Source organism: Streptomyces sp. NPDC091282 (genome assembly GCF_044757385.1).
Classification (GTDB): Bacteria; Actinomycetota; Actinomycetes; order Streptomycetales; family Streptomycetaceae; genus Streptomyces; species Streptomyces gramineus.
Window position 1 is genome coordinate 408271 of record NZ_JBIVUX010000001.1, and the last position, 15931, is coordinate 424201.

Below are 15931 nucleotides of genomic sequence, written 5' to 3' on the forward strand. Positions count from 1 at the left end.
CCGCGTGTCCGGCCGTGCCTCATGGCCCCCGCACAGGCCGCCGGGAGATCATGTGGCGCGTTCCAGGCACGGCGGAGGACAGGGGCTCGGATGGACAGGACCGGCGCGAGGGGTGCCCTGGCGTTGCCGTCGGCCGTGTGGGCCGCGACCCGGCTGACGCTGCTGCTGTTCGTGCTGAAGGTGTTCGTGTTCCCGGGCGCCGACGTCACGTCCGACGTGTCGGTGATCTACCAGGGGTGGTACGAGGTCCTGCGGCACGGAACGTTTCCCCTGGACGACGTCACCTGGCAGTACCCGCCCGCGGCCGCCCTGGCGGTCCTCTCCCCCGGGCTGCTGCCCTTCCTGGACTACTCCACCGCCTTCTTCGTGCTGGTCCTGCTGGCCGACGCCGCGGTGCTGGCCCTGCTCCTGCGCACCGGCCTGCGGCCCGGCCGGACCCTGCGCGGCGCCTGGGTCTGGGTGGCGGGCGTACCGCTGCTCGGCCCGACCGTCTACGCCCGCTACGACCTGATGGTCACCGCCGTCGCCGTGGCCGCCCTGCTCGCCGGGGCCCGGCGTCCGCGGCTGGCCGGGGCGCTGGCGGGGCTCGGCGCGATGGTCAAGGTGTGGCCCGCGCTGCTCCTGGTGGGCGCCTCCGTCCGGGGCGGCACTCCGGGACGGCGGGCCTGGGTGTCGGCGGCGGTCACGGCGGGCGTGGTCGGGGCGCTGTTCGCGGTGACCATGCCGGGCGCGTTCGCGTTCCTGACCTTCCAGCGGGACCGCGGCACGGAGGTGGAGTCGCTGGGCGCGCTGGTCCTCCATGTCGCCCGGCACCACGGCTGGCACGGCGAGGTGCTGCTGAACTACGGCTCGATCGAGTTCCTCGGCCCGCAGGTGAAGGCGGTGAGCGCGGCGGCCCTGCTGCTGAGCGCGGGCGCCTTCGGCTGGCTGCTGCTGTGGCGGCTGCGCGCGGCCCGCTTCCGGTCCCACACGCTCGCGGACGCCGCGTTCACGGCCGTCCTGATGTTCACCGTCACCAGCCGGGTGATCAGTCCGCAGTACCTGGTGTGGCTGGTGGGCCTGGCCGCCGTCTGCCTCTGCTTCCGGGCCGGGCGGATGACGCCGCCGGCGCTCCTGGTCCTCCTGGCCGCCTTCGTGACGGTCCTGGAGTTCCCGGTCGGCTTCTCGCACGTCGTGGTGAGCGACTGGTACGGCATCACGCTGCTGTTCCTGCGCAACGGCCTGCTGCTCGCGGCGGCGGTCACGGCGGCCCGGCGGCTGTGGCGCTCCACGGCGGCCGCGGACCCGGCCGCCGCGCCGCCCGCCCCGGCCGCCCGTCCGGCGAGGGCCCCGGTCCGCTCGTGAGCGCGGTCCGCGTCAGCCGCCGAGCTGGTCGCTCAGGTAGGCGCGCCAGCGGGCGGTGAAGTCCGGCAGGGTGGTGGCGAGTTCCGTGCGCAGCGCGTCCTCGACGGCGCCGGTGCGGCCCCGGTGGGCGCCGACGGCGCGGTAGAAGGCGTCGAGCCGGTCCCGGCCCCAGTGCGCGGCGATCATCCGGCAGGCCAGCCAGCCGCCCTCGTAGGCCTCGGCCAGCCGGGTGGGGTCGTCGGTGAAGCCGAAGTCCTGGTCCGCCGGCAGGTCCTCGGGCAGGTCGCCGTCGGTGACGGCGCGGGCCAGTTCCGGTGCGGTCTCGGTGGGGGTGCGGCCGGTGCCGAGATAGCCGATCCAGTCCGCGTACCCCTCGGAGAGCCACAGCGGGGTGGCGGGCGAGGTGTGGGCGCGGGTGGCGACGTGGGTCGTCTCGTGGGTGAGCACGACCTGCTTGCCGAGCGGGCCGAGGACGGCGTACGCCTCGGGGTTCAGGATGACCCGGTCCGCCGGACCGCGGCCGGAGCCTCCCGCCTCACCGGTGGTGACGGCGGCGATGCCGCGGTAGTTGGAGGCCGGGGCGCCGAGCAGGCCCGCCATGCCGTCCAGCGAGGCGGGCACCTCCAGCACCACCCGCCGGGTCCACTGCGTGCCCCAGGCCCTGGAGACCGCGGGTACCGCGGTGTCGGCGAGCCCGGCGTAGTCCCGCAGCGTGTCCGCGGACTGGCCGACGCCGAGCACCAGGCTGTGGGTGCCCTCGACGGCCGTGACGGTGCCCTGGTCCCAGAGCTGCTGTCCGGCCTTCGGGGCGGGCTTGTCGGCGGCGACGTACCACCGGCCGTCCGCGGTGCGGCTGAGGGTCAGGGCCCGGTCGGTGGTGACCGGGGCCTGGTCGTAGCCCCGGACGCGGTAGCTGAGCCGGGCCTCGGCGGTGGCCTCGGCGCCGTCCGGGTGGAGCGCGGTCAGCCGGTAGCTCCACTCCGCGAGGGGTACCGCCCGCAGGTCCGCGTAGGAGGCCCGGGTCCCGGTCTCGGCGTAGGCCCGCTCGTCATGGCCGAGGACGGCGGCCGCGCGCCGGTCCAGGACCTGCTGCACCTCCGCCATCGCCGACCCGGTCGCCGCCTGCCCGCCGCCGCATCCCGTCAGCGGCAGGAGCAGCAGGCACAGCCCCGCCGCTGCCGCGCGCCACGCCCGTCTGCCACCAGCCACTTTCCGATCGTACGGGCCCGGGCCCGGAAGTCAGGGCCGGGTGACGGAGGAGATGGGCATCATCCCGACCGGGTCGTAGCGCACCGGTGCGCCCGGGTAGGGGGCGTGGATGACCTGTCCGTTGCCGACGTACATCCCCACATGGCTGGCGTCGGAGCGGTAGACGACCAGGTCACCGGGTTGCGCCTGGGAGAGCGGGACCTGGCGGCCGGCGCCGCGCTGCTCCTGCGAGGTGCGCGGCAGGTGGATGCCCGCCTGCGCGTACGACCACTGCATGAGGCCCGAGCAGTCGAAGCCGGAGGGGCCGTTGGCGCCCCACACGTACGGCCTGCCCAGGGCGGCGCGGGCGGCGGCCACCGCGGCGGCGGCCCGGGCGTCGGGGGCGGTGGCGCCGGAGAGGAGGGGCAGGTCGGCGCGGGCGTCGCCCCGGGAGGCGCGCGCGAAGTCGGCGCGGTCGGCCGCGGGCAGCGCGCCGAGCAGCCGCCGGGCCTCGGCGAGCTTCCTCTCCACGGCGGCCTTGTGGGAGGCGACCGCGGTCCGGCTGCGCTCCAGCTCGGCGAGGCGCCCGGCCGCCTCGTCGCGCTCCTGGGCGAGTTCGCGCATCGCCGAGCGCAGCTCCTTGAGCTGTCCGGCCTGGCGGACGTCGATGCGGTCGATCAGGGACGCCCGGTCGAGGTACTCCTGCGGGTCGTCGGAGAACAGCAGGGCGACGGTGGGGTCGATGCCGCCGGAGCGGTACTGGGCGCCGGCCAGCGAACCGAGCGCCTCCCGCAGGGTGTTGACGCTCTGCTGCCGGCGGGCGATGCGGTCCTGGGAGTCGTTCACCTCGCGGCGCAGCACCCCGGCCCGCTCGTCGGCCTTGTTGTAGGCCTCGGTGGCCTCCTCGGCCTGCTGGTACAGCCGGTCCACCTCGGCGCGGGTGGGTCCCTTCGGGGCCGCGTGCGCGGGGACGGCGCCGAGCGCGGCCGCCGCGGCGGACAGCGCGCACAGGGCGGCACCGGCGCCACGGTTGAACCCGGACGGTGCGAGACGGCGGTGAAACCCCACGGTGGTCCTTCTGCCGGCGGACGGGTACCGCTTCCCCCGGTGTCGGGGACGGGGATGCCCCGCACCGGAGGAAACGCGCCAGACAGTAGCCGTGCGACCGCACCCCGGCCAAAGACCCCGGCCGCCACGCACGGTGACGCCCCGCCGCTGACGCAGGTCAACGGCGGGGCGTGAAGTCATCCGGGGTCGCCGGGATTCGCCCGTTCGGGCGCTGCGGCGGGTCGTCTCTGGGCCGTACGGGTGTCGCCGTGACCCTCGGGGGTCAGATCCGGACGCCGAACTCGAACGTCATGTCGCCGATCGCCTCGTAGCGCACCACCGCGCCGGTGTGCGGGGCGTGCAGCACCTGGCCGTTGCCCGCGTAGAGGCCGACGTGGTGGAAGTCGCCGTAGAAGATGACCAGGTCGCCGACCTTGAGGTCGCTCTGGCTGTAGATCCGGGTGCCGGCGTTGGCCTGGGCCTCGGAGGTGCGCGGGATGGTGACGCCGGCCTGGGCGTAGGCCCAGGAGGTCAGGCCCGAGCAGTCGAAGGAGGACGGTCCGGAGGCGCCGTAGACGTACGGCGAGCCGATCACGGACTGGGCGGCGGAGAAGGCGGCGCCGGCGCGGCCGGAGGCGGAGCCGGTGTTGCCGAGGTTCACGCGGGAGGAGGCGCGGCTGGCGGCCTGGGCCTGCTCGGCGTCGAGGGCGGCCTTCTCCTTGGCCGTCAGGGTGTTCAGGAGCTTCTGCGCGTCGGCGAGCTTGGACTGGACGGCGCTCTTCTGCTTGGCCAGCTCGGTGCGGGTGGCGGAGAGGTCCTTGAGCTTGTCCGTGGCCTCTGCCCGCTCCTGGGCGAGTTCGCGCTGTTTGTCCTGGATCTTCTTCAGGGCCTCGACCTGCTGGCCGCTCAGCTGGTCGAGCGTGGACGCCTTGTCGAGGTAGTCGTCCGGGTCGGACGAGAGGAAGAGCTGGACCGAGGGGTCTATGCCGCCGGAGCGGTACTGCGCGGTGGCCAGCGAACCGAGACTGTCCCGCAGCTTGTTGAGGTCCTCCTGCCCACGAGCCACGTTGTCCTGGATCGTGGAGATCTCCTTCTGCAGCTTCTGCTGCTTGTCCTTGGCTCCGTCCAGCTTCTCGGTGGCCTGCTCGGCCTCCTCGTAGAGCTTGTCGACCTTTGCCTTGACCTCGTCCTTGTTCAGCTTCTCGCTGGGTGCCGCGTTGGCGGCATTGGCGCTGAGAACGACGGCAGCGGCGGCTGCGGTGGTCAGCACGGTCACGCGCGCGCGACTGGGCTGCCTGGGTCGACGATGGGACGCCACGGAGACGGGCTCCTTCGTTTGAGTGATCACCCGTGTGGAGGTTCGAGGCCTGACCCTAGTGACCTCCCCGTGATCAGTTCAAACCCAACAGCGAAAAAACTGGTCACGCAACGCACTCTTTGCACATAACTCACGTGCCGTGATGCTCGATTGACACTACGTTGCGTCACTGTTCGGTCAATTCGGGCATTGCATATGTCCGTTGAATGTTCAGGACAGTCGCTTCAGAAGCATCGCAGAAGCCACCGGACGGGCACCCGCCTTCGCGACCCCGTCGGCGACCTCGCGGTCGGTCGAGGCGACGATCACCGGCCGCCCCGGCGGCTCGGCGCGGACCAGCTGGCGGATCAGCTCGTCCGCGGTGACACCGGGCTTGGAGAACAGCACCCGGACCCCGCGCGGCGGGGCGAGCAGCACCGGCGCGGCCAGTTCGGCGCCGTCGAAGACACAGGTGACCTCGGCGCCGGTCTGCGCGGCGAGCTGGGAGAGCTGGCCGAGCAGCCGCAGCCGCTGCTTCTCCAGCGGCATCTGCGGATAGCCGGTCTTGGTCACGTTGTAGCCGTCCACGACCAGGTGCGCCTGCGGCAGCGCGAGCAGCTGGTCGAGGATGGCCGGGTCGTTCTCGGAGAGCGCCCGGGCCGCGATGTCCTTCGGGGTCATCCGTCCCGGTTCGACCGCGTCCACCGTCTCGGCGGGCCGCACGGACACCGGCGGCAGGGCGAGTTCGCGGCGCAGCCCCTGGGCCGCGTCCAGGACCGTGTCGAGCAGCAGCCGCACCCGCATGTCCTCGACGCTGCGTCCCTCGCGGGCGGCCCTGCGGCTGGCCTCCAGGGCCGCCTCGACCTCGCCGAGCCGGGCCTTGAGGCGCCGGCCCTCGCTCTCGGCAGCGGACACCTGGGCCTGCCCGTCGGCGCGCACCGACTCCAGCTCCGCGTGCAGCTTGCGCAGCGCGGCCTCGCCGCGCTTGACGTCGCTGTGGGCCGCGCGCAGCTTGCGGTGAAGCGATTCCGCTTCCTTGCGCGCCGCGTCCAGCTCCGCGCGCAGCCGCTCGGTCTCGGCACGGGTCTGCTCCCGGGCCCGGTCCAGCTCCGCGCGCAGCCGCTCCAGCTCGGCGCGGCTCTCCTCGTCGGCCCGCTCGGCGTCGGCCCGCTGGGCCTCCTCGCCGGCCGCCGCCACCAGCTTCACCCAGCCCGTGGGGCGCAGTACGTAGGCCGCGGCCGCCACGTCGAGCGGGTCCGCGGCCGGGGGCGGTGAGCCGGCGTCGAGGGCGCCGGCGAGTTCCGGCTGCGCCTCTCTCAGCTTCTCCCCGATCCGCTGCCGGAAGAGGGTGTCCGTCTCCAGCGCGGTCGCCATGGCGTTGCCGGCGAACTTGGCCCGCCGGTTCGGCGCGAACCGGGCGTACTGCCGTAGCTGGGCGGGGAGTTCGGCGACGGTCAGACCGCCGAAGCCGTCCGACACGATCTGCACGACCCGCCGTCGCACGCCGTCGGGCAGCGGACGGTCAAGCACCTCGGCGGTGCCGTCGCCCGGCCCTCCGCCTGTGGTCTCCACCATCCGTCACACCCCATCACCTGTGCGGGGCCGCCTCCCGGTCTCAGGAGTCGGCGCCCGGCCTGTCCACGAGTTCCACCTGGTCCACCGCGTTGCACCAGCGGCAGCGCACCGACTCGATGGTCTCACTGACCACCTCGCGTTCCTCGACCTTGGGCTCACCGGCCAGGTCGAGGTGGACGTACTCCACGACCTTCGACGAGCGGGTCACGTCGAAGCGCGTGAGGTTGCCGCAGAGGGTGCAGCGCCACCGCGTCGTGGCGGTCGGCAGGGGAACCGTCATCGTGACTGTTCGCTTCCTTCTAGTGTCCGTGACGCGCCGTCCCGACGCGTGTGGCTCGTTACCCTACGGCCTGGCGCGTACTCGACGCGGCCCCGTCCGTGGCGGCGAGGCGATCTGCACCAGTGCGTCCGGTTACGCCATGCTCTATGTCCATGATCGGCAACTGGAACCCGACGGCCGTGCGGACCCTGCGGAGCCTGAGGGGCACCTCGGCCCCCATGACGTACACCCTGATCGCCGTGTGCTGCCTGATCTTCCTGCTCGGCCCGGCGTCCGGCTTCAACCACTCCTACGGCACCGGGGACGCCCTGGCGGCCGCCCAGCGCGCGTACTTCCGGCGCTGGGGAGTGGTCCCGGCCGACCTGTTCGACGGCCCGGCACGGGAGCTGCTGACCCCGGCCACGGCGCTGTTCATCCACGGCAGCTGGGTGCACCTCCTGGGCAACATGCTCTTCCTCTTCGTCTTCGGGACGATGACCGAGGAGCGGATGGGCCGCGTGGAGTTCACCCTCTTCTACCTCGTCTGCGGCTACCTCGCGCTGCTCGGCTACGCCGCCGCCAACGCCTCGTCCCAGCAGTCGCTGGTCGGGGCGTCCGGAGCGATCTCAGGAGTCCTCGGAGCGTTCCTCTACCTGTTCCCCAGCGCCCGTGTGACCAGTCTTCTGCCGTTCCTCTTCTTCCTCCCGCTGCGGTTCCCGGCCTGGGTGGTGCTCCCCTTCTGGGCGGCCCTGCAGTGGCTCGCCCTGAACCAGGCGCCCTCCGGTCCCGGCGTGGCCTATCTCGCCCACGTGGTCGGCTTCGGGCTCGGCCTCGGCTACGCGTGGGTGCGGTACGGGCGTGCGACTAAAGTGAAGGCCGCCCCAGCTCCGGCTCCCGAGGGAGAGAACCAGCCGTGATCACCGCGATCGTCCTCATCAAGACCAGCGTGGACCGGATCCCCGAGATCGCGGAACAGATCGCCGCGCTGGACAGCGTCAGCGAGGTCTTCTCCGTCACCGGTACGTACGACCTGATCGCCATGGTCCGGGTGCGCGAGCACGAGGACCTGGCCGAGGTGATCCCGGGCCGGATCAGCAAGATCCAGGGCGTGGAGGGCACGGACACGCACGTGGCGTTCCGCACGTACTCCCAGCACGACCTGGAGGCCGCGTTCGCGATCGGCCTGGACAGCTAGGGCCTGTCTGACAATTCCCGTCGTCGCCCGGAGGGCGGCCGCGCGGCGTCAGGTGCGTGCTCTCGGCGTGCCGGGCGCAGACCCTCGTACTGGACGTACTCGGGTCTGCGCCCGGTGCGGCGAGAGTGCGTGCATGGCGTCGCGCGGCAGACGGGAATTGTCAGACAGGTCCTAGGCCCCGTCAGGGCGCTGGGGGCGCCCCCGGCCGAAGGCTGGGGGAGGAAGCGCGCGAGAGGCCACGGCACACCCGCGGTGGACCACCCTGCGGGCCGGTGGGGGCTTGTCGCGCAGTTCCCCGCGCCCCCGAGGGGGCGCTGATCAGACCGCCGGGACGCAGCGGCCGTCCTCTGTGCGGTACGACCACTTCGCGCCGTCGGCGACCAGTTCACGGACCGCCGTGACGAAGCGCTCCACGTGCTCGTCGGGCGTGCCCGCGCCGAAGCTGACCCGGATCGCGTTCAGGGACTTCTCGCCCGGCGCCGCCTCCGGCGCCCCGCACTCGCCCTGGGTTCCGGGGTCGGAGCCCAGCAGGGTCCGCACCAGCGGGTGGGCGCAGAAGAGGCCGTCGCGGACGCCGATGCCGTACTCGGCGGAGAGGGCCGCGGCGAAGTGGGAGCTGTTCCAGCCCTCGACGACGAAGGAGAGCACGCCCACGCGCGGGGCGTCGTCGCCGAAGAGGGACAGGACGCGGACCTCGGGGACCTCGGCGAGGCCCTCGCGGACCTTGGCGATCAGGTGCCGCTCGCGGGCCACCAGCGTCTCGAAGCCCGCCTCGGTGAGCGCCTTGCAGGCCGCGGCGATCGCATAGGCCCCGATGACGTTCGGGGAGCCCGCCTCGTGACGGGCGGCGCTGTCGTGCCACTCCACGGCCACTCCCCCGTCCTCGCGCCGGGTCACCCTGCGGCTGGCGCCGCCGCCCGCGAGGTACGGCTCGGCCGCCCGCAGCCAGTCGGCGCGGCCGGCCAGGACGCCGGAGCCGAACGGCGCGTACAGCTTGTGGCCGGAGAAGGCGATCCAGTCGACGTCCAGGTCGCGGACGCTCACCGGGTGGTGCGGCGCCAGCTGGGCCGCGTCCAGCACGATCCTGGCCCCGTGCGCGTGCGCGACGGCCGCCAGCTCCCGTACCGGCCACAGCTCACCGGTGACGTTCGAGGCGCCGGTGACGCAGACCAGGGCCGGGCCGTGCGGGTCACGCTCGGCGAGGGCGCGCTCCAGGGTCCGGACGGCCTGGCCCGGGGTGCGCGGGGCGTCGAGGTAGCTGACCCGGGCGTCCTGCCAGGGCAGCAGGCTCGCGTGGTGCTCGGTCTCGAAGACGAAGACCTGGCAGCCGGCGGGCAGGGCGCGGGCCAGGAGGTTCAGGGAGTCCGTGGTCGAACGGGTGAAGACCAGCTGGTCGTCGGGGCGGCAGCCGAGGAACTCCGCGACGGTCCTGCGGGCGTTCTCGAAGAGGTCCGTGGAGAGCTGGGAGAGGTAGCCGGCGCCGCGGTGGACGCTGCCGTAGTAGGGCGCGTACGCGGCCACGTCGTCCCAGACCCGCTGGAGCGCGGGGGCGCTGGCCGCGTAGTCGAGGGCGGCGTAGGCGACTTCGCCGCCGGTGACGAGCGGGACGGTGACATCACGCCCCAGAACGGGCAGCGGGGCACAAACCGACTGGGCGGAGACAGCGGTGGAGACGGACATGGCGGAACTCCCGTGAGAGGAAAGAAGAAGGCGAAAAGGGGTGCGGGAAGGTGCGCGGAAGGGGGGCTCGGCGCCCTAGCGCATTCGCTTGCTCACGGGAGACTCCCTCGATGACCAGGATCCCTGGTGTCAGAGGGATCCGCGCTTGCCGCGGACCTCGCTGCCCACGGCCTGGTCTTCACCCGGGGCACCCCGCCACGGACGGAGGGTTGCCGGACAGTCGGCCGGGGCCTCTTGACTGTCACTCATGACCTGAAGGGAAAAGTAGAGGAGATGATCGCCGGCGCGCAACTTCTGTCCGGATGACGGGACGGAAGCGGCGGCGCCGGCGTGTGGTCTCCGGCCGGCCGGGTGCTACCGGTGGGTCGCCGCCGCCCAGCGCTCCAGCACCCGCTTGGCCGCACCCGAGTCGACCGACTCCGCGGCCCTGTCCATGCCGGCGCGGATCTGCCCGGCCAGCGTCCCGGTGCCCGGGTCCAGGGCGACCAGCGCCGCGGCCGAGTTCAGCAGGACCGCGTCGCGGACCGGGCCCGACTCGCCGTCCAGGAGCCGGCGGGCGACCTCCGCGTTGTACGACGGGTCGCCGCCCCGCAGCGCCTCGACCGGGACCAGGCCGATGCCGACGTCCCTCGGGTCGAAGCTCTCCTCGGTGACGGTGCCGTCGCGGACGATCCAGACCCGGGAGGTGGCGGTGGTCGTCAGCTCGTCGAGGCCGTCGTCGCCGCGGAAGACCAGCGAGGAGTTGCCGCGTTCGGCGAAGACGCCCGCGACGACCGGCGCCATGCGCGGGTCCGCGACGCCGACCGCCTGGGCCCGCACCTGCGCGGGGTTGGTCAGCGGGCCGAGGATGTTGAAGACCGTGCGGATGCCCAGCTGGCCGCGGGCCGCGCCGGCGTACCGCAGCGCCGGGTGGAACTTGACCGCGAAGCAGAAGGTGATGCCGGCCTCCTCGGCGACCTCGGCGACCCGCCGCGGGGTCAGGTCGAGGTTGACGCCGAGCTTCTCCAGCACGTCCGAGGCGCCGGACGCGGAGGACGCGGCCCGGTTGCCGTGCTTGACGACCTTCGCCCCGGTGCCGGCCACCACCAGCGCCGACATCGTGGAGATGTTCACCGTCTTGGCGCCGTCGCCGCCGGTGCCGACGATGTCGACCGTGCGTCCCGGCACCTCGATGACGTTGGCGTGCGCGTACATCGTGCGGACCAGGCCGTTGATCTCGTCGACGGTCTCGCCCTTGGCGCGCAGGGCGACGACGAAGCCGGCGATCTGGGCGTCGGTCGCCTGGCCGCGCATGATCTGGTCCATCGCCCAGGCCGTCGCGTCCGCGCTCTGGTCCTGGCCGTAGAGCAGCGCGTTCAGCACCTCGGGCCAGGAACGGCCCGCCGCGGTGTCGCCTCCAGCGGGGGTCACAGCGCTCATGAAGCCGCTCCTGATCGTCGTCCGGGGAAAAGGGTTCTCGGGGCCTACCCTATCCAGCTCCGGACACGGCGAAGGGCCCCCGTCCGTACCCCGGACGGGGGCCCTTCGGCCGTCGTGTGGCGACGCGGTCGATCAGTGGTGGCCGTGGCCGCTCGTGATCTCCTTGTACTCCTCGACGGTGGGCTTCGGGATCTGGTTGTCCTCGCCGTAGTAGGCGTTGCTCAGCTTGGCGCGGAGCTTCTCGGACCCCTTGATCTTCCGCTCGACACCGTTCTCGTCGACCCCCGCGCCGATCTCGGCCGGCTCGTACTGGTGGTGGGCCGTGAGGGTGTGCAGCTGCTCCTGGCTGAGCGGCTCGTGCACCTCGATGAACTCACCGTGCGGCAGCCGCTTGATGATGCCGGTCTCGCGACCGTGCAGCACCTTCTCGCGGTCCCGGCGCTGCAGGCCGAGGCAGATCCGCTTGGTGGCGATGAACGCGATCACCGGTCCGGCGAAGAAGAAGATCCGGACGAACCAGGTCACGTCGTTGATCGACAGGTGGAAGTGGGTGGCGATGAGGTCGTTGCCACCACCGATCAGGCCGATCATGTACACGGTCACCCAGGCGACACCGAACCCGGTACGGGTCGGGGCGTTGCGCGGCCGGTCCAGGATGTGGTGCTCGCTCTTGTCGCCGGTGACCCAGGACTCGATGAACGGGTAGACCGCGATCACGCCGAGCACCAGGCCGAACAGGACCAGCGGGATGAAGACGCCCAGGACCAGCGTGTGGCCCCAGAAGTTGATCTCCCAGCCCGGCATGTAACGGATCAGGCCCTCGGCGAAGCCCATGTACCAGTCGGGCTGGGCGCCGGTGGACACCTGGTCCGGACGGTAGGGGCCGATGGCCCAGACCGGGTTGATCTGGGTGGTCGCCGCGATGGCCGCGATGACACCGAAGACCAGGAAGAAGAAGCCTCCGGCCTTGGCCATGTAGACCGGCAGCAGCGGCATGCCGACGACGTTCTTCTCGGTCTTTCCGGGACCCGCGAACTGCGTGTGCTTGTGGTAGAAGACCAGGATCAGGTGGCCCACCATCAGGCCGAGCATGATGCCCGGCAGCAGCAGGATGTGGATCGAGTAGAACCGCGCCACGAAGTCGTGGCCCGGGAACTCGCCGCCGAAGAGGAAGTACGAGATGTACGTGCCGACGATCGGCATCGACAGGATGGCGCCCTCGGTGAAGCGGACGCCGGTACCGGAGAGCAGGTCGTCCGGGAGCGAGTAGCCGGTGAAGCCGGTGAACATGCCGAGGACGAACAGCAGGAAGCCGAACATCCAGTTGATCTCACGCGGCTTGCGGAACGCGCCCGTGAAGAACACGCGCATCATGTGCACGAACATGCCCGCGAGGAAGATCAGCGCGGCCCAGTGGTGGATCTGCCGGATGAGCAGGCCACCGCGCACGTCGAAGGAGATGTGCAGGGTCGAGTTGAACGCCTCCGACATCATCTGCCCCTGGAGCGGGACATAGCTGCCGTGGTACGTCACCTCGTTCATCGACGGGTGGAAGAACAGTGTCAGATAGACACCCGTCAGGATGATGATGATGAAGCTGTACATGCACACTTCGCCCAGCATGAACGACCAGTGGTCGGGGAAGATCTTGCGCATGTTGGACTTGGCGAGGGAGTAGATCCCGAGCCGTCCGTCGGCCCAGTCGGCGACACGCTCGCCGGCCGGTGCCTTCCCGCGTGCGCGGGTCTCGTCGTTCGTCGTAGTGCTCATCCGCGCTCCCAGAATGCAGGACCGACGGGCTCCTCGAAGTCGCCGAGCGCCTGGAGGTAGCCCTCCTCGCTCACACCGATGCGCAGCTGCGGCAGGGCGTGACCGGCCGGGCCGAAGATCACTCGGGCACCGTCGGAGAGGTCGAAGGTGGACTGGTGGCACGGGCAGAGCACGTGGTGGGTCTGCTGCTCGTACAGCGAGATCGGGCAGCCCACGTGGGTGCAGATCTTCGAGTAGGCCACGATGCCCTCGTGGGACCACTCCAGCTCGCGCTTGTCCTTGATGTTGTCCGGCTGCAGCCGGATGATCATCAGGGCCGCCTTCGCCATCACGTTCTGGAAGTCCTCCTGGGACTCCTCGACGCCCTCGGGCTTGGCGAAGGTCAGCGAACCGACGGCGACGTCGGAGGGACGCAGCGGCTCGTTGGTGTTCATGTTGACGAGCAGCTTGCCCTTCGACCACGCCGTGTGTCGCAGCGAGGTGCCGGGCAGCGGGCCGAGGTCGCGCAGCAGCACGACGCCGGAGAGCGGGACCAGGGTCAGCGCGCCGAACATGGTGTTGCGGATCAGCTTGCGCCGGCCGAGCGCCGACTCCTTGGCGCCCTCCTTGAAGTCCGCGTGGACCTTCGCGCGGACCTCGGGGCTCGCCTCGATCGCGTGCCGCTCGTCGGCGACCTCCACGTCGGACATCAGGGTGCGGGCCCAGTGGACCGCGCCCGCGCCGATGCAGAACAGCGCCACACCGAGGGTCAGGCCCAGCGCGAAGTTCAGCGCGCTGATGTGACCGAGCGGGAAGACGAAGATCGACTTGTCCTTCGGGATCGTCACGTAGGACGCGATGAACCCGACGGTGGCCAGCATCGACACCGTGAACAGCAGGGCGACGACGCGCTCGGACCGCTTGGCGGCCCGCTCGTCGATGTCCTGGATCCGGTGCTCGTGGGGCGGCAGACCGGGGTCGGCGAACGGGTCCTTCTCGTCCGCGACGCTCACGGCACCGTGCGCGTGTCCCTGCTCAGCGGGCAGGTTCTCTTCTGGAATCTCTTGGCTACTCATGACTTCTTGGCCTTTGCGGTCCGAGCGGCGACCCAGACGGCGACGGCGATCAGGGCGCCGAGACCGAAGATCCAGGCGAACAGACCCTCACTGACCGGCCCGAGGCCGCCCAGGTCGAGACCGCCGGGGTTCGTCGTCTTGGAGCTGTTGACCGCGTCGAGGTACGCGATGATGTCCTTCTTGTTCTTCTCGGACAGCGTCGTGTCGGGGAAGGACGGCATGTTCTGCGGGCCCGTCTGCATGGCCTCGTAGATGTGCTTCGGGGCGACGTCCTGCAGGGTCGGCGCGAACTTGCCCTTGGTCAGCGCGCCACCCGCACCCACGAAGTTGTGGCACTGCGCGCAGTTGGTGCGGAACAGCTCGCCACCGGCGGCGATGTCGGCGCCACCCGGGCCGTACTGCTCCTTGGTGGGCACCTCGGGACCGGCGCCCAGCGAGGCGATGTACGCCGCGAGCTGGTCGATCTGGGCCTGGCTGTAGATGTTCTTCTTCTTGACGACCTGCGGGCCCTGCGAGGTGGCGGCCGGCATACGGCCGGTGCCGACCTGGAAGTCGACCGCCGCGGCGCCCACGCCGACCAGGCTGGGGCCGTCGGACGAACCCTGACCGCCGGTGCCGTGGCAGCTGGCACAGCCGACCGAGTAGAGCTTCTTGCCCTCCTCAATGGTCAGGGACTGGGAGGTCTCATCGGCCTGCGCCCGGCCCGCGGGCGCGAACGCGGCGTACAGCCCCCCAGTGGCCGCCAGCGCAAAGAGTAGGACGACGACCGCCGCCAGCGGATGGCGTCGTCGTGCGGAGAGCTTTTTCACGGATTACCCCGGTGTCAGGATCTTCTGCGTCGATGCTTCTGGGTTGTGCGCTTCTGCAGCGCGTGGAGCCGGCCCGGCTACTTGATCAGATAGATCGTGGCGAAGAGGCCGATCCAGACGACATCGACGAAGTGCCAGTAGTAGGACACGACGATGGCCGCGGTCGCCTGCTCGTGCGTGAAGCGCTTCGCCGCGTAGGTGCGGCCGAGAACGAACAGGAAGGCGATGAGGCCGCCCGTCACGTGCATGCCGTGGAAGCCGGTGGTCAGGTAGAACACCGAGCCGTACGGGTCGGAGGAGAGCGAGATGCCGTCCTCCTTCACCAGGTTGGTGTACTCGTAGATCTGACCGCCGATGAAGATCGCGCCCATCACGAAGGTGATGATGAACCAGCCCCGGAGCTTCTTCACGTCCCCGCGCTCGGCGGCGAACACGCCGAGCTGGCAGGTCAGGGAGGAGAGCACCAGGATCGTCGTGTTGGTCGCGGAGAACGGAATGTTGAGATGGCTCGCCATCTCCTTCCAGTGATCCGGACCGGTCACCGATCGCAGGGTGAAGTACATCGCGAAGAGGGCCGCGAAGAACATCAGCTCGGAACTCAGCCAGATGATGGTTCCGACGCTGGTGAGGTTCGGCCGATTGACCGACGGGTGCGCGTGCCCGGTTTCTACTGTCGTTGCTGTCGCCACGACCGACATTATGTCGGTCGCTTATCTCGCGCTCACTCCGGGGGGTGCCGTTCGGGGTGTCCGCACCGTGTGTACTGCCCGGATGGCCCATCGAAGCGGTGTTCCAACAGGTGTTGACGAGGTGTCCGGGGGAGTAGCATCCGGCCCATCGGTCCTGTCCGTACGACGCTGACGTCTCGGAGGAAGAATGCAGCCGACCGCCACGGTGCTGGTCTACAGCGACGACTCCAACACCCGCGAGCAGGTCCGGCTGGCCGCCGGCCGGCGCCCTGCCCCCGATGTGCCCCTCGTCGAGTTCGTGGAGTGCGCGACGCCCCAGGCGGTCGTCACCGAACTGGACAAGGGCGGCATCGACGTGTGCGTGCTGGACGGCGAGGCCGTGCCGCTGGGGGGCATGGGGGTGTGCCGGCAGATCAAGGACGAGGTGTTCAACTGCCCGCCGGTGCTGCTGCTGATCGGGCGGCCCCAGGACGCCTGGCTGGCCACCTGGAGCCGCGCGGACGCGGCGGTGACGCTGCCGGTGGACCCGGTGGAGTTCGCGGCGTCCCTGGCCGCCCTGCTGCGGCAGCGGAGGCTGCAGAGCGCCTAGGGAGCAGCGGGGCGC

The 15931-nt window shown here is 71.2% G+C and carries 15 protein-coding genes and 1 riboswitch; of the genes, 4 read left to right on the forward strand and 11 right to left on the reverse strand.

Annotated elements, in window-relative coordinates:
- The first annotated feature begins 90 nt into the window (after positions 1 to 90).
- Entirely contained in the window at positions 91 to 1344 is a 1254-nt protein-coding gene (locus tag ACIQOE_RS01920; protein WP_401408996.1) for a glycosyltransferase 87 family protein, read from the forward strand.
- Between the two features lie 12 nt (positions 1345 to 1356).
- On the opposite strand, the gene ACIQOE_RS01925 is transcribed toward ACIQOE_RS01920, so the two are convergent.
- The 5 genes from ACIQOE_RS01925 to ACIQOE_RS01945 form a co-directional block, all read right to left on the reverse strand.
- A complete protein-coding gene (locus ACIQOE_RS01925) occupies positions 1357 to 2553 on the reverse strand; it encodes a hypothetical protein (RefSeq protein WP_365569960.1) in 1197 nt (398 codons plus the stop codon).
- A 30-nt stretch (positions 2554 to 2583) separates the two neighbouring features.
- Entirely contained in the window at positions 2584 to 3600 is a 1017-nt protein-coding gene (locus ACIQOE_RS01930) for an NlpC/P60 family protein (protein WP_351325257.1), read from the reverse strand.
- 262 nt (positions 3601 to 3862) lie between these two features.
- A complete protein-coding gene (locus tag ACIQOE_RS01935; RefSeq protein ID WP_351325259.1) occupies positions 3863 to 4897 on the reverse strand; it encodes an NlpC/P60 family protein in 1035 nt (344 codons plus the stop codon).
- 210 nt (positions 4898 to 5107) lie between these two features.
- Positions 5108 to 6451 (reverse strand): NYN domain-containing protein, encoded by a 1344-nt coding sequence (locus ACIQOE_RS01940; protein WP_401409001.1) that lies wholly within the window; start codon positions 6449 to 6451, stop codon positions 5108 to 5110.
- Between the two features lie 40 nt (positions 6452 to 6491).
- Entirely contained in the window at positions 6492 to 6731 is a 240-nt protein-coding gene (locus ACIQOE_RS01945) for a hypothetical protein (RefSeq protein WP_009309707.1), read from the reverse strand.
- A 152-nt stretch (positions 6732 to 6883) separates the two neighbouring features.
- On the opposite strand from ACIQOE_RS01945, the gene ACIQOE_RS01950 reads away from it, so the two are divergent.
- Both ACIQOE_RS01950 and ACIQOE_RS01955 read left to right on the forward strand, forming a co-directional pair.
- Entirely contained in the window at positions 6884 to 7627 is a 744-nt protein-coding gene (locus ACIQOE_RS01950) for a rhomboid family intramembrane serine protease (RefSeq protein ID WP_351325262.1), read from the forward strand.
- Positions 7624 to 7905, forward strand: coding sequence for an Lrp/AsnC family transcriptional regulator (locus ACIQOE_RS01955; protein ID WP_024882613.1), 282 nt, complete (start codon positions 7624 to 7626; stop codon positions 7903 to 7905). Before ACIQOE_RS01950 ends, ACIQOE_RS01955 begins: the two co-directional genes overlap by 4 nt.
- A gap of 318 nt (positions 7906 to 8223) precedes the next feature.
- Here the strand turns inward: ACIQOE_RS01955 and ACIQOE_RS01960 are convergent, their stop codons facing one another.
- From ACIQOE_RS01960 to ACIQOE_RS01985, 6 genes are all read right to left on the reverse strand, one after another.
- Entirely contained in the window at positions 8224 to 9585 is a 1362-nt protein-coding gene (locus ACIQOE_RS01960; protein ID WP_351325264.1) for an aminotransferase class V-fold PLP-dependent enzyme, read from the reverse strand.
- Between the two features lie 136 nt (positions 9586 to 9721).
- A riboswitch (SAM riboswitch) is annotated at positions 9722 to 9838 on the reverse strand.
- Between the two features lie 101 nt (positions 9839 to 9939).
- Complete coding sequence (gene trpD, locus ACIQOE_RS01965; RefSeq protein ID WP_351325266.1) at positions 9940 to 11004, reverse strand: anthranilate phosphoribosyltransferase; 1065 nt, start codon at positions 11002 to 11004, stop codon at positions 9940 to 9942.
- 132 nt (positions 11005 to 11136) lie between these two features.
- A complete protein-coding gene (locus ACIQOE_RS01970) occupies positions 11137 to 12774 on the reverse strand; it encodes a ubiquinol-cytochrome c reductase cytochrome b subunit (protein WP_351325267.1) in 1638 nt (545 codons plus the stop codon).
- Positions 12771 to 13829: a Rieske 2Fe-2S domain-containing protein gene (locus ACIQOE_RS01975; protein ID WP_351325269.1), complete on the reverse strand. Its 1059-nt coding sequence runs from the start codon at positions 13827 to 13829 to the stop codon at positions 12771 to 12773. The genes ACIQOE_RS01970 and ACIQOE_RS01975 overlap by 4 nt, the downstream gene beginning before the upstream one ends.
- The gene (locus ACIQOE_RS01980) at positions 13826 to 14638 is read right to left on the reverse strand and encodes a cytochrome c (protein ID WP_351325271.1); all 813 of its coding nucleotides are present in this window, start codon (positions 14636 to 14638) and stop codon (positions 13826 to 13828) included. Before ACIQOE_RS01980 ends, ACIQOE_RS01975 begins: the two co-directional genes overlap by 4 nt.
- Positions 14639 to 14715: 77 nt before the next feature.
- Positions 14716 to 15336, reverse strand: a complete 621-nt coding sequence (locus ACIQOE_RS01985) for a heme-copper oxidase subunit III (protein ID WP_351325272.1) — start codon at positions 15334 to 15336, stop codon at positions 14716 to 14718.
- A 178-nt stretch (positions 15337 to 15514) separates the two neighbouring features.
- On the opposite strand from ACIQOE_RS01985, the gene ACIQOE_RS01990 reads away from it, so the two are divergent.
- Positions 15515 to 15916 (forward strand): hypothetical protein, encoded by a 402-nt coding sequence (locus tag ACIQOE_RS01990; RefSeq protein WP_363013827.1) that lies wholly within the window; start codon positions 15515 to 15517, stop codon positions 15914 to 15916.
- Positions 15917 to 15931: the final 15 nt, after the last annotated feature.

Coding starts and splice junctions, on each gene's coding strand:
- ACIQOE_RS01945 (WP_009309707.1), bottom strand. CDS start 6,731: ATGACGGTTCCCCTGCCGACCGCCACGACGCGGTGGCGCTGCACCCTC.
- ACIQOE_RS01985 (WP_351325272.1), bottom strand. CDS start 15,336: ATGTCGGTCGTGGCGACAGCAACGACAGTAGAAACCGGGCACGCGCAC.
- ACIQOE_RS01950 (WP_351325262.1), top strand. CDS start 6,884: ATGATCGGCAACTGGAACCCGACGGCCGTGCGGACCCTGCGGAGCCTG.
- trpD (WP_351325266.1), bottom strand. CDS start 11,004: ATGAGCGCTGTGACCCCCGCTGGAGGCGACACCGCGGCGGGCCGTTCC.
- ACIQOE_RS01970 (WP_351325267.1), bottom strand. CDS start 12,774: ATGAGCACTACGACGAACGACGAGACCCGCGCACGCGGGAAGGCACCG.
- ACIQOE_RS01960 (WP_351325264.1), bottom strand. CDS start 9,585: ATGTCCGTCTCCACCGCTGTCTCCGCCCAGTCGGTTTGTGCCCCGCTG.
- ACIQOE_RS01975 (WP_351325269.1), bottom strand. CDS start 13,829: ATGAGTAGCCAAGAGATTCCAGAAGAGAACCTGCCCGCTGAGCAGGGA.
- ACIQOE_RS01990 (WP_363013827.1), top strand. CDS start 15,515: ATGCAGCCGACCGCCACGGTGCTGGTCTACAGCGACGACTCCAACACC.
- ACIQOE_RS01940 (WP_401409001.1), bottom strand. CDS start 6,451: ATGGTGGAGACCACAGGCGGAGGGCCGGGCGACGGCACCGCCGAGGTG.
- ACIQOE_RS01920 (WP_401408996.1), top strand. CDS start 91: ATGGACAGGACCGGCGCGAGGGGTGCCCTGGCGTTGCCGTCGGCCGTG.